Below are 14,358 nucleotides of genomic sequence, written 5' to 3'. Positions count from 1 at the left end.
AGTAGGGATTTGAGTTTTAGCGCTGAATGACTTTTGTCACACAAGACTCATTCATTCTATACAATATTCGAATTAAGTGTATTGACCAATTGGTGTACTGGTACAACCCCTGATTCTCTCCATAGGATTTTTCCTTTTTGGAAAAGTATCAGAGTCGGCACACCACGAACCTGGAATTTGCTGGCAGCCAATTGGTTTTTGTCGACATCGACTTTCAAAATCTTCACCTTATCACCGAGCTGCTTGGCTGTATCTTCCAAAATCGGCTGCATCATTTTACATGGACCGCACCATGTAGCAAAGAAATCCACCAATACGGCTTGGTCACCATCTATCAATTCTTGGAATGTTTTAGGTTTTGCGCTCATGATTTCTGCTTTTTTTGTCACAACAAAAGTAGGAGCAAAATCAGTTCAACACCGTAATTAATATCACATAGCCGTAGAGATCAAGATGCCTCAAGTTTTAAAATACCTAAAATCGCCCTATTTGGCATTTATTTTTTTTATTTTCGCCAGTCAAATTCCACTTATTAAATGCTCAATTACAAGCAAATCAATAATCTGACCGGTTGGGTCGTTTTTGCGGTAGCTACTTTGGTTTACGTTCTTACTGTCGAACAAACTGCTAGCTTCTGGGATCCAGGAGAATTCATAGCCGTAGCCTACAAGTTACAAGTACCTCACCCTCCAGGAGCTCCATTCTTCCTTTTGGTATATCGCATGTTCAGTTTCTTCGCTTTCGGAGATCCATTGCAGGTGGCTTATTGGATGAATATCGGAAGTGCACTATTCTCAGGCTTCTCTATTTTATTCCTTTTTTGGTCGATCACTCTATTTGGAAAGAAGCTTTTCAAAGTTATAGAAGGGCAAGAAAGCAAAGGCGAAACAATCACCTTGATGGGTGCCGGGATCGTCGGCGCATTGGTTTACACCTTCTCAGATAGTTTCTGGTATTCGGCTGTAGAGTCAGAAGTTTACGCGATGTCTTCCTTCTTTACAGCGATCGTGATTTGGGCATTCTTGAAGTGGGATGTGATCAAAGACCCACGCGAAGAAAACAAATGGATGATTTTCATCGCCTATTTGGTCGGACTTTCTATTGGTGTTCACTTGCTGAACTTGGTGACTCTGCCAGCTTTGGCACTCATTTACTATTTCAAAAAATACGAGAATCCTACGCTGAAAGGTGGTTTTCTTGCCATGTTCCTAGGCGGAGTTGCGCTGATCATTATTAACAACCTGATCATTCCTGGACTACCAAGCATAGCTGGATCGATGGAGATATTCTTTGTGAATAGTATTGGCTTACCGTTTGGGTCAGGAATTATAGTGTTCATGCTGCTGTTTTTCGCAGCAGTATTCTTTGCATATAAGTACTCTCGTAAAAAGGGAAATGCTATTCTTAATACAGCTCTTTTATCCTTCATCTTCATCTTGATCGGCTACGCGAGTTATGCCTTGATCGTGGTGCGAGCAAATCAAGATCCGATTATCAATGAAAATGCACCAAAGGATATTGTCAGCTACGTCTCATACCTAAAGCGTGAGCAATACGGTTACAGACCTTTGCTTCATGGGCAGTATTTCACTGCGCAATTGGTGGCTCAAGAAGAAGGCGCACCAGTTTATATGAAGGGAAAAGATAAGTACGAGATCGTAGATTATTCTTTGGTCAACACCTACGATCCTACAAAGACTACAATTCTTCCTAGAATCTATTCAACACAGGAAAATCATAAAAGGCTTTACCGACAGAAACTTGGCCTGAGAGAAGGGCAAGACCCAACTTTTGGTGACAATATCTATTTCATGTTCTCGCATCAGTTAGGAAAAATGTACTGGAGGTATTTTATGTGGAATTTCTCCGGAAAAGAGTCAGATTTCAGCGATGCACCTTGGGTAGGAATTACGGATGCATTCAAAGATTATCCTGATTACATCACGGAAAACAAAGGACACAATAACTACCTCATGCTTCCGCTGTTGCTGGGAATTATAGGGTTATTCTTCCAAGCTAAAGCAGATCCAAAGTCTTTCTATGTGAATCTAATGCTGTTCCTAATGATGGGCGTGGTACTGGTTCTTTATCTGAATTCCCCTCCTGTTGAACCAAGAGAGCGGGACTACATCTATGTGGGTAGTTTCTATGCTTTTGCCATCTGGGTTGGGCTCGGAGTAATGGCCATCGCACACATGATCGGTCGGGCCACGAAGAATATGGCAACTGCCGGAATAATTGCGACGCTACTTACTTTGCCGGTAGCCGGCTTGATGGGCGCTCAGAACTGGAATGATCACAACAGAAAAGGAAGATATTTCTCGGTGGATTCTGCTAGAAACTTCCTGGCCTCTTGTGCCCCAAACGCGATCTTATTTACTGGTGGAGATAACGACACTTTCCCACTTTGGTATGTACAAGAAGTGGAGGGTTTCCGTACGGATGTCCGAGTAATTGTCTTGAGTTACTTCGATACGGATTGGTATGTGGAGCAAATGACTCGACCAGTCAATGAATCCGAGGCACTGCCATTTAGTTTAGATGCTAATCGATATCAGAAAGGCACAAATGATGTACTTTACGTGATGGAGAGAGAGGGAATGAATGCTATCTCCGTGAAAGAATATCTGAAATTGCTTAACTCAGGTTCTGATCTTCTGAAGATGGAAACTGGCGGTAAATCTGTTGCCAACATGGTTCCTTCTCGAAACTTGATTTTGGAAGTGGACAGTTCTGCCGTGGCGAATAAGAACATCATTCCTGAAGAATTCGCTCCTTTGTTCTCCCCTCAAATGAATCTTCAGGTAACTGGAAACTATGTAACCAAAGGCACTTTGATGCTGATAGACCTAATCGCTTCCAACAATTGGGATAGACCGATTTACTTCAACAATACATCTCTTGCCACCATTGGAATCAACGTCCAAGATCACGTGGTGATGGAGGGTTTGACTTATCGCTTGCTTCCAGTGAGAAAGCCTGAATACATTCGTGAAGAGCTGGTCAATGCTGATTTGGCTTATGAGAACTACATGACGAAGTTTTCTTTCCGAGGAATGGATAATCCCGACGCTTATTTGGATGAAGAATATAGAAGATTTGCTTCCAATCACAGAAGTGCGCTGAACAGCATTGTGATTGCTTTGTTAGACGAAGGTGATATGGAAAAAGCAGCAACTCTTCTAAACTACGGATTGGAAACCATGCCAAATGAAGCAATTCCTTATGATCTCTCCAGCGGACAATCTGTGCCACTTTTCTTTGAAGTAGGGGAGGATGAAAAAGCACTGGACATCATCGATAAGGTCTCCAAAAAGTCTTTGGACATGATTGAATTCTACACCAGCGAGAAAAGGGAATATGATCGTGAGATGATGATCTCTGTGGAAATGATCAAATATTTTATTCCTCTTCTGGAAGAAAGAGGCTATCAGGAAAAAGCTCAGGAGCTCAAGCTTAGAATGGAGCAATTCCTAGGGCCTCAGCAAAGTGGTGGAAGTGCTTTGGATAGAAGGTAAAAGCAGATAGTTTTTTAAAAAAGGGATTCGAAGTTGATTCGAATCCCTTTTTTTGTGAGTTTTTTCTAGCCACATAAAGCACGAAGGTTAGGTGAAATTGAAAAAAAAGCCCCTAAAAGATGTTTGCACCGCAATATTCATTTAGATGTTTTCACCACATAGTAACATAGATTAACCTAGGGAAAATCTTCGTGGACGGCTAATTCTCATGTTGAACCTTATGTCCTTTTTCCCTTTTGTGGTTCAAAAATATTCTACCACTTAAGGCATAAAGAGTCCTTTTTTTAAAACTATGAGAGCGATGTATCTATGTGGGCCTATAAAAGTATTGCTTTATCGGTAAAACATTTTCCACCTTATTTTGATCTATTAATAAAGCAATATGATCAAACTTACTTTTCAAGTGGTGAGAAAAAAGTGCATTAGAATTATTATTAGCTAGAAATATCGGCATTCTGAATACTCTGTTTTTTTGGTCCAAATGACGAGACTTAACTACTAAAAGTTGCGCTATCTGCGAGTCTTGATAGCTATCGGGACTTCGGGTACCATGCGTTTAGACTCCTATATAAACCGTTTCACAATCCAAAAAATGATAGCCAGAAGAAATACAACGATCGAAATCTTATTGATTCCGTGCATCATTCGCAGGTTATAATTGGACTTCTGGCTGGGATCTGGCTTTTGGAAAACCCGTACAAAATAGTTTCCAAAATCACCTATCTTAAAAAATCCTTTTACTTTATTGTTATCGGACATGGTTTGAATTTTTAATGGTTAACAGATTGAACTGGTAAATGGCTAACTATATCCTTTGAGGTGCAACGCTTCGAGGTTTTTAAAACCTCGAAGGGTTCTATTAAAATTAGATAATCTCAGGTTCGTTCCACATGCCGTCTTCTTTGATGATTTCTATCAATTTATCCACAGCCTTTTCAGAAGGAACAGAACGTTTCATCACTTCCTTGCCTTTGTAAAGTGTAATTTTCCCTTTGCCTGATCCTACATACCCATAATCAGCATCAGCCATTTCTCCTGGGCCATTCACGATACAACCCATTATTCCGATCTTAACACCTTTGAGGTGATCAGTTCTCTTGCGGATCATCGCGGTAGTTTCTTGCAGGTCAAAGAGCGTTCTACCACACGATGGGCAGGAAATGTATTCGGTTTTGGACATTCGGGTTCTCGCTGCTTGCAAAACTCCAAATCCCACAGAATTATGAAGTTTGATCTGTGCTAACACTTCCTCGCGCGAATGTTCTTTCTCCTTTTCTAAGGAAATGAAGATTCCATCGCCCAAACCATCTATCAACAAACCTCCAACATCAGTTGCAGAATAAAGCATAGTTTCATCCTCAGACTGATCTGGATAACTGACTTTCACGATCACCGGGATCTCAGACTTTGCTTGAAGTAGACTCACAAAACCTCTTCTCAAGGCAGGCATCGCGTGTTTATTTTCTGTTTTAAGAATCAACACAGTATTTTTTCTTTGCTCAGCTAGCACGATCGCTTCAGCAATTTCCGTATCAAAAACTTCAAGGAAATTCAATTCTTTATGAAATTTCTCAGCAACTGAAAAACTCACTAAATCGAAAAGCGGAAATTTATTTTGCTGGTCAGAACCGATAGTCCAAATCGTCGCATCCTGAATTTCTTTCATTCCATTTGGTAGCATAAAAGGAATCGGATTCGCACCGGAATAAACAAAATCACATCCTTGATCATTCATCTTCCACTTGTCCAATTCTGGCAAATAGAAATGACCAACCGACTTCATTTCCTTTTCTGTGATATTTTCGATCTTAGAAATATCCGTGATTACTCGAGGCACATTATGACCTCCAAAGTTGTAAATCTCCGCAGAGTGACGTTTGAAATGCTCATACGGATTGACTGGATAATTTTCAATAGCCTTTATCTCAGCATGTCCCGAACGATGAGCATAGCGGTCAATCAATGCCTTAGCAACTGGCGCTTCAAACTCAGGATTTTCGGTCAAGGATACACGAACGGTATCTCCCAAGCCATCTTCCAGCAAAGTTCCGATCCCAACAGCCGATTTGATTCTACCATCTTCCGCTTCCCCAGCTTCTGTCACTCCAAGGTGCAAAGGATAAGGTTTGAAACCGCCTTGATCTAATTTCTCCACCAACAAGCGGTATGCCTGCACCATCACCTGAGTATTGGAAGATTTCATCGAAATCACGATATCAAAGTAATTCTCATCTTCACAGATTCTCAAAAATTCCAATGCTGACTCCACCATTCCTAGCGGAGTATCTCCATACCTACTCATGATCCGATCAGAAAGAGAACCGTGATTGGTTCCAATTCTCATCGCTGTTCCATGTTCCTTGCATATTTTCACCAAAGGCAAAAAGCGCTCACGAATACGATCAAGCTCTTCCTGATATGTTGAATCTGTATATTCGATTACTTCAAATTTCTTTTTGTCCGCATAGTTCCCCGGATTCACCCGCACTTTCTCCACTATCCTTGCAGCTACTTCAGCGGCATTTGGAGTAAAGTGAATATCAGCAACCAACGGAGTATTGTATCCTCTTTTGCGAAGCCCATCTTTAATATGCTGTAAGTTTTCCGCTTCTTTGATACTTGGAGCGGTGATTCTCACCAACTCGCAACCAGCTTCAATCATGCGGATACTTTGCTCGATAGAGCCTTCTGTATCCATTGTATCGACCGTCGTCATGGATTGCACCACGATAGGATTATCTCCGCCGATGATTACATCACCGATCTTCACCGGAATCGTTTTTCTCCTCGAATAACTCGTCAAGCTATCGCAATAAAGCGGATCTACTGATTTGATAATTTGCTCCATATTGGGTTATATATCTCCTAATTGAGGTCGGATTACTAGTTCTTCAACAACAGACTGAGGTGAAAGGTTATAGGCTGCCCACACACTTTCGGCCACATCCTCGGATTTCATAAATCTTTCTATCGGTAAATCAACTCCTTCCCAGCTCGATGTATAGGTTGCGCCGGCAAGAATGGATGTTACTTTGATCTGATGTGGTTTTAATTCTTCACGCAGACACTTGGTCATCCCAAGCATGGCCCATTTGGAAACGGCATATGTTCCTCCATTTGGATAGGCTGTCAATCCAGCGACTGATCCCATGGTGAAAATATGTCCTGATTTTTTCTCAATCATTTCGTTGACAAAACCCCGGGTCAGGTAATAAGCGGAATACAAGTTGGTTTGCATCATCAGCTCAAAATTCCCCTCTGGTTCATTGTGAATAGCTCCAGGTAAAAACACTCCAGTGTTATTTACCAAAACATTAGGAATCGAAACTGCTTTGATCGCTTCCACGAACTTGGTCACCTCTTCCTTTTTGGAAAGATCAGCCTGAATCGCCAGAACGTTGATCAAAGGATATTTGCTTTCCAAAGAAGTCTTCAGTTTAGCCAAATCAGTTTCATTTCGCGCACAGGTGAAGACATCAAAGCCTTCCGCTGCAAAGCGCTCAATGATCGCTCTTCCTATTCCTTTGGTGCCTCCAGTGACGAGGATACTTTTGCTCATTTGATTCGCAGTTTAATAGTTAGTGTGACAACTATTCTCCTCCGGCAAAGTTACATGTTTTTATCAAAATAGAGCGGAAACTTGCATTCTCCCAACATGGACAATCCGATCCAAACCCTGGGAATTTCGACCTTCATACACCAAGTTTAATTGTAATCCTTCTCCTATTTTCTGTAACCAATTCACATTCCATGTGACATTCGTACCTGGAGTCAACGCTTGGAGCATTTCATAGCCCACAGCTGAATTTGCAATGCCATTGTAATCGATCTGAATCAGGTTAAGTGTTGAGGTTATGGTGGTTTTTACCGCTCTGGAAAGACGAAAATCCAGCCCTATTTGATTGAGTCGAGCTTTTTCATCAAACTCTAGATTGGCGGTGTTGACTTTTCCTGTATAAGTATAAGTCGCTGTAGTTCTAAAATATGGTGTGGGTTGCCAAGAAAACTCTGGACCGATTTGATTTTGGGAAATTGTATAATTCCGATTATCTAAGTAATCTGAGTTAGATTGACGATTACCCGTCCCCGCCAAAATCCTTAAAGTCGTCTGCCCTGTAAAGTTATATCTGGCATTTAATTTCCAGTCTTTTTGAATCAAATCCTCAAAACCTCCGGAAAGCAATTGCTTGAATTGGGAATCAAAATAGGTCAAATCAAACCCATATTTGGCTGAAGCTCGATTGAAAAAAAAGCTGGAGCGAATCACCTGCCTCAGTGATAAAACATCCTCTCTATCCACTCCACCAACAAAAGGATTGATCCGATCCACGAAGTCATCTGAAGTCACTTTCTTCTCCACGCTCAAACTGGTCGTGTTGGAAAAACGATGCAGAAATGATCTCAGACCACCTTCAGTCTTCCAGTTTTCTGGAAATCTGGCTTGAATTCTATAATTCAAAATACTCGTGTACGCTTGAATGTAAGTATCCGTTGGCACAAATATCTTGATATACTGCTTCTCTTCTGGGTTGATAGCCAGATAAAACTCATTTAATTGCTGGACCCCATCACCATTATCATCTCGCCAAGTGTGCGTCCCATCGCCATTAGGAGCTGGCAAAAAGACAAATTCCCGTTGCAATTCGCGTCCATTTCCAATTGCATAGGAAATTTCATTTCGAATGAGATTTTTACCCAAACTTCCCTGATAGTCAAGCTTTCCCATCACTGTAAGTTCAGATTGCAAATCGCGCTGCACATACTCGATCTCGCGATAGGTAAATGTGCTTCCCAAACTATGCTGTGTCCATTGCTTTTTAAAAGTAAAATTGGACGTAAACGCTCTCGTGTCTTTCTGCAATTCACCGGCGAACGGCGCCTTATCTTCCCGCCAAGCAGCGTCGACAAGAAAGGAATAACTCAGTGTATCATTGCTCCGGAGATAAACCAAATGCTGTTGGAAATTCATCGCCGTACTCACTACCGAATCAGTTTCTGCATTTCTCAAGGCATTCTGGTCAAGAGAAAACTGATAACCTGGAACAATGAATTTGGAATTGTAACTCACATCGCCCAAATAGCGCGTCCACTCAGAAGTTAGTGAATCCTGTTTGGAATTCAAGCGGAAAAATTCTTGTCTAAGTCGGATTTTGGATCCCAATTGAAGGTTCCAATTGGCGACATGCTGTGTGCCGTTCAGTACATTTTGTCTGTTTCTCAGGTAAAAAAGGTAATCAAAGCGATTAAGCGCATCTTTTTCAAAACCGAATCCAGCTCGGAAAAATTGCTCTGAAGCAGCGTTTTCCAAAGCTTGCTGGCTGAGCCCCCAATCTCGATCAAACTCGATATATCTGAATCGATCAATAAAATTGAAATTGGTGGAATTGTACTCGTATTCTGTCTGCCCTTTCATGATGTAGCCTTTGAAAAGTGACGATTCCCTACCCTCTGATTGCAAGCCTACTTTCATACCTAGCCCATGATTATTATCATCTCCAAACTCCGAAAACAAATTCTCATCCACAGACGAAAGCGCTACTTCAGTATAAACTTTCTCATGTTCATTCAGCTTAATTCTAGTTCCAGCTGTGACCATTCGCTTACTATCAGGAAGTGGCAATTGGGACAAAATTGAATAATCTCCCTGCGGAAGTCCATTCAAGCGCGGCACATATTCATAGACTGTTCCGTTGGACAATTGATTGGATCGGCGGTAATCCCCTTGGCCAGCTCCGACCTGCGAAAACCCCAGTTCATAATGAGCGATGGCTGGATCCGTAGAATAATGATAGAAAACTAATGAATCTCCGAATTGATCGATCTCAGTGATTTTCGCATATAAAATTCGATTTTGGTCAAAGGCTACGCTATCGATTCTTGGAATAGTTGCCAATTCTGGATTGTCTCCGACGGAGGAAAGTAATCTCAATTCCTGCTGGGAAAAATCCGTGAACAATGGTCTATTTCGATTGTCCTTTTCTTGATAATAATTCATGTAAAAGTCGACCGTACCATTCGTCTGGCTATGATTTGCACCGATGATAGATCGGGAATAATTCCGTTCAGAATATTCAAAATCTACCCGAACTCGGGAATATTGGGTAATCAGAACTTTCGGGGTAAAAGTGATTTCCGCCTGATTGTAATCAATCACATAATCCTCGTTAAATCCACGTTTGAGCTGTTTCCCATCCAAAAATACACGTTCGGAATTTGCCATGATGATCACAAATCGTTCATTGTTTGGCCCACTGACTCGATACGGACCAAGTACGCCTTCCAAAATCGGTAATTGGATGGAAGCGAATTTCCCTTTGGCAATGGAAGCAAAAGCCTGAGAACTTGCAGTCCATTGATCACTCACTTTATACTTGGACGTAAACTGAAGTCCCTGCACATTTTTGTAATAGCGTAGAAACTCAGATTGCCTTTGCTGCAAAACTACATCTCCCGCAGCCAAGCTAAAATCCTGGTTATACAGCTCAATTAACACATTGTCAAAGTCCTGGATTTGCTGTGTATTTCCCTCTGGCTGAAAAGGCACATTCTGATCAGTAATGCTTGCACGGATTTTTAGATTTTCGGAAATATCGCCTTCTAGCTGAAGATTAAGTGCAGAGTTCACAAATACATTTTGTGTGTTTCCGAAGGAGATCCCCCGAGTAAGACTTCCGGATTTGTAAAGATTCGTTGTAGGAAAAAGCTCCTCTCGAAAGTCGAAAGTAGGAAGTTCCGCCATGCGATTATCTTTGAATTGGGCAGTTGAATCGTAATCCGCAAATAAAGTCCTGCGGGCAATCGGCTGATCCAACCGTAGTGAGAACGTTTGGTAGCAAAGCAAAAGTGAATCAGGCTTTGTTTGGTTTGCAAAAAGTATCTGAAGTTTATTGGTGCTTAATTCGTACTTAAAACTGTATTCCTCCCCATTCTTATCAGTAATTCTGATCGTTTCTTCCAATAGTGAAAGTGAATCTGGAACTGAAGGATTAACAAAGACATCTGAATCTACCCATCGGCATTTCTCCTGAGCTTTTACCGAAGTAAAGCAGCCAAGTACTAAAACCCAGAAAAGTAGCCATACACGCATGCTTACTTCGAAATGCCTTTTGATTTTGAAGGTACTAAAAAGATGAATTAACCTATCAATGGAAATGTGAGATAGAAGGTTGTGCCTTTCCCCAACTCGGTTTCAAACCAAATCTTGCCTCCCGCTGTTTCTACGCCACTTTTTGCGATAGCCAATCCTAATCCTGACCCTGTGGACTTAGTCGAGAAATTAGGTATGAAAATCTTATCCTTCAGCTCATCGGTGATGCCTTTTCCATTGTCTGTGATTTCCAAGAAAACGGCTTGGTCCGTCATCCAAAGCCAAACTTTTATCACTGGCTTCACTCCTGGCTCTACAGCCTGAACCCCGTTGATGATCAGATTGGAAATCACACGCCCAAAAAGCTTATCATCACCCATAATCGGAATATCATTGGTGAAAGAATCATCCTGAAAAAGCAATTCGACTTGTTGATCTCCACTAAAAAGTTCTAAAACTTTGTTCAGGACAGATTTGAAGTTCATCCGTTCATTATTCGGTAGTGGCATTTTGGCAAACGTGGAAAAAGAAGAAGCAATCCCACTTAATGCGTCTACCTGATGAATCAGGGTTTCCAGCGATCTTTTTAGCTTTTCTGCATCGTCCAATCTTCCAGCATCTTGTAGTCTAATCAGATGCTGCAATGTAAGCTTCATCGGAGTCAGCGGATTTTTGATCTCGTGAGCAACTTGTTTGGCCATCTCACGCCAAGCAGATTCCTTCTCAGTGGAAGCGAGCACTTTTTTCGAATTCTCCAGCTTGAAAAGCATGTTATTATACTCATTGACCAGCAAGCCAATCTCATCTTTTGAACCCCAATACATAGGTTCGTTATCTTCCAAATTGGTAGCTTTTAGCTTTTGTGTCAGCAATTTGAATGGAAAAGTAAGGTTGGTCGACACAAAATACGAAACAACCAAAAAGAGGATGAAAATCACCACAAAGGCATTGAAGATATTGCTCAACACATCTGCTATCAGTGTGTTCAGCTCCTCTTCAGATTCAAAGAAAGGCACAGCCAAAATCCCCAAATTCGCCTGACCAGTAGTAGCTGGAATAGAAAGGTACACCGCTTTGTATCTGAGTTTACCGATTTGCTCGTCCGCGAGGTATTGACTTTGCCCCATCTCTTCGATCTCCGCAATAGCTTTTGGATTGATCAACGGTGCCAGAATCTTCTTATCGAAGATATTGGGACGATTGGTTGATTCAAGTTTGCCTCGCACACTGTATACGTGAATATCACTTGCAGTTGTATTCGCCAGTTCGTTTACCTCCTCATTGAGTTCATCGCTATCTACATTTTCAGGTTTCTGATTATTCAAAAAGCTTCCGAGGTTCCCACGAATCAAAGCTGCCTTTTGAATATACTGTCGATCCAAATCTTCGCGGTAGCTGTTTGCTAACAGCCCAACAGTGATTATACTGATGATGATGATTGGAAAGAAAAAGGCGAAATTCAGGTAAAGCTGAAGCTTGGTGGAATAATTGAACTCGAAATTCTTGACTCCTGTGACCAGTGTATTGATCAGGATAGTCAAGAAAGTCATGATCACAAACAAGACGAAAAACAGAGAAATATTTCCGAAGAAATGAGCTAAGGAGATATTTCTGGAAGACACAATGATCAATTCATTCCCATTTTTTATTCCATAATGATGATAGCCAGACTGATGAACTCCTTCCGTCAATAAAGCATTGCGCGTCAACACTCGCTCAAAACCCTTGCTCAGGTAATTATACGATCCAGAGTTGCGTATAAATTCATTGTCTTTGAAAATAGCATAATCATACAGCACTGGATCAAGCTTGTCATTGTACTTTTTGTCCAACAAAAGCTTCGGATAGACACTTGTTGGTTGAACTCGTAACTGCCGGAGTTCTAGAAAAACCGTCCCTAGGAAGGCCTCATCCTTATTCACTGGCACAAAAGCAATAAAACGGTTACCAGTATTTGACTCATTTCCTCGAATAAAATACAAGTCTTTTACACTGGTCACATAATCACTTTTGATAAATTCCAGCTGAATATCCTTGAGATTTTCAGAATCTGAAGTACCAAGAATCTGCTGTCCTGAGGATGAGAAAATCCGGACTTGGACCTCAAACTGATCGAAGTAGTTATCTAAGTAAATTCTCCTGATTTTGGTTTCTATAGGCTCCTTGGAGAAAAGCGGGTCTGCTATTCTGTTTTGGATAAATAAATCACTTTTAATCCGAGTGAATATTTCACCCAAGAAAAACTCAGTCATCACATCATTCTCGATGAGATTTTGATTTGCAAAACGAGTTTTGGATTGGATCAACTCACTTTTCTCCGTCTGGAAAGTACTTATCCCTCCGATAATGGCCGTCACAAGACAGGCGAAGAAAAAGGTGAGAAACGTATCTAACCCAAGCTTAAAGGCATTTTTAAAAAGCTCAAGCCGTATGATGGTGACTAAAAACAGCAAATGAATCAACCAAACCACACCACCCCAAATAGAAAATACAAACAGTAGCCCTGCGATAGGAAAACCAATCAAGGCAATCCATTTGTAATAGAATTTTTTGCGACCATTGATCTCCAAAAGTAGACTAAACAAAGTCAGTGAAACCAGCACGTAAACGGCACCCCAAAGGAAAAGCATAAAAAAGCTGATTCCTTTGAACCAATCGAAAGAAGGGATAGAACTCACATCTAGCGCCCACTGCGAATTCGTCATCAAGTCCCTAGGAAGAGACCAAACCATATACATGCCGACAGAACTGACGAAAAGTGCGAAAAAAAAGAATACCCAGATTTCGGTAGGAGATTTCAACACTTTGATCTTTTCATGCATGGTTTTGGAAGCCAGCTGGTAAACCACCATTGCCAAAACTATGACCGCACAAAGGGTATTGATCAGGAAATCACCAAGACTTGGATTGAACCAAGATGAAGCATAATTCGCAGAATCAAACAACGTCAAATTGAGATAATTGCCTGGAAAATCCAGTAAGAGCATCATAATTCTAAATGCTCCAAGCACAAAAATAGCATAACCAATAGCCTCCCATCTTCGTCCTGATTTCCACTTATTCAGGACAAAATCGGAACTCAAAAGAAAATAGAGTAGAAAAACTGAAGTAAAGAATATTAAAATGGCGGGATTTACTACCCTTCCTGCAGGACTGTAGCCGAAGAGAAAATTGACTCCAAAAAGAGGGATTCCGGCAGGATTCTCAACCACGGTAGATGCTTCCTCAGGATTAGTAAACAGCTCAAATCGTCCATTTCCAAATATCTCAGGGTTAGCTCCTGTGATCAGGTAATTGTTTTCAATGTTTCCAGGCCACAGCAAACGTAATACATGAAGCATAACATAATCAGCTCCGTTCCTTTTGACATTTCGTATTTTCAGTAATAGCGTCCCATACGGGTCTTCTAGGAGTTGGTACTCTCGAGTAAGATCAACCTGCGAAAAATCCAGTGTCAAGGTAAAATCAGACCAATACAACAGGTCTTTTTCTGGACTTAGAATAAAAAAAGGATGCTTGTGAACTGGCGTACTAATTTGACCAAAGCTTAAGGTATCGTCTGGCCGCACATCCATTAGAATCTGGATAAAATCCTCATCAAATTCTTCATCAACAGCCTGAATTCGATCTTGCAAAGCTTGCAAATAGGTATCCTGATCGTTTTTCTGGAAGAAAAAGAAATTCAGGATAAGTACAGCAAGAAGAGAGAAAATACTGACCAAGATGATCAGGCGACGGGAATCATGCTTCATT

The 14,358-nt window shown here is 41.1% G+C and carries 6 protein-coding genes and 1 pseudogene; 1 reads left to right on the top strand and 6 read right to left on the bottom strand.

Annotated features, from left to right (window positions below; translation table 11 throughout):
- Positions 1–56: 56 nt before the first annotated feature.
- A pseudogene (gene trxA / locus AACZ87_RS17875) lies at positions 57–392 on the bottom strand (thioredoxin); the annotation flags it as partial.
- 144 nt (positions 393–536) lie between these two features.
- On the opposite strand from trxA, the gene AACZ87_RS17870 reads away from it, so the two are divergent.
- On the top strand, positions 537–3,518 hold the full coding sequence (locus AACZ87_RS17870) for a DUF2723 domain-containing protein (RefSeq protein WP_339869160.1): 2,982 nt from the start codon (positions 537–539) through the stop codon (positions 3,516–3,518).
- A 564-nt stretch (positions 3,519–4,082) separates the two neighbouring features.
- On the opposite strand, the gene AACZ87_RS17865 is transcribed toward AACZ87_RS17870, so the two are convergent.
- The 5 genes from AACZ87_RS17865 to AACZ87_RS17845 form a co-directional block, all read right to left on the bottom strand.
- Complete coding sequence (locus AACZ87_RS17865; RefSeq protein WP_339869158.1) at positions 4,083–4,277, bottom strand: DUF6728 family protein; 195 nt, start codon at positions 4,275–4,277, stop codon at positions 4,083–4,085.
- A gap of 106 nt (positions 4,278–4,383) precedes the next feature.
- A complete protein-coding gene (gene ispG, locus AACZ87_RS17860; RefSeq protein WP_339869157.1) occupies positions 4,384–6,366 on the bottom strand; it encodes a (E)-4-hydroxy-3-methylbut-2-enyl-diphosphate synthase in 1,983 nt (660 codons plus the stop codon).
- Between the two features lie 6 nt (positions 6,367–6,372).
- Positions 6,373–7,077 carry an SDR family oxidoreductase gene (locus AACZ87_RS17855; RefSeq protein ID WP_339869155.1) on the bottom strand — a complete coding sequence of 235 codons (705 nt, stop codon included), beginning with the start codon at positions 7,075–7,077 and terminating at the stop codon, positions 6,373–6,375.
- A gap of 63 nt (positions 7,078–7,140) precedes the next feature.
- Positions 7,141–10,605 carry a hypothetical protein gene (locus AACZ87_RS17850; protein ID WP_339869153.1) on the bottom strand — a complete coding sequence of 1,155 codons (3,465 nt, stop codon included), beginning with the start codon at positions 10,603–10,605 and terminating at the stop codon, positions 7,141–7,143.
- 47 nt (positions 10,606–10,652) lie between these two features.
- Positions 10,653–14,357, bottom strand: a complete 3,705-nt coding sequence (locus AACZ87_RS17845; protein ID WP_339869152.1) for a HAMP domain-containing sensor histidine kinase — start codon at positions 14,355–14,357, stop codon at positions 10,653–10,655.
- Position 14,358: the final 1 nt, after the last annotated feature.

Source organism: uncultured Algoriphagus sp. (genome assembly GCF_963974365.1).
GTDB lineage: Bacteria > Bacteroidota > Bacteroidia > Cytophagales > Cyclobacteriaceae > Algoriphagus.
The sequence above is the reverse complement of the archived record's forward strand: the minus strand, read 5'-3'. Positions and strand labels throughout refer to the sequence as shown.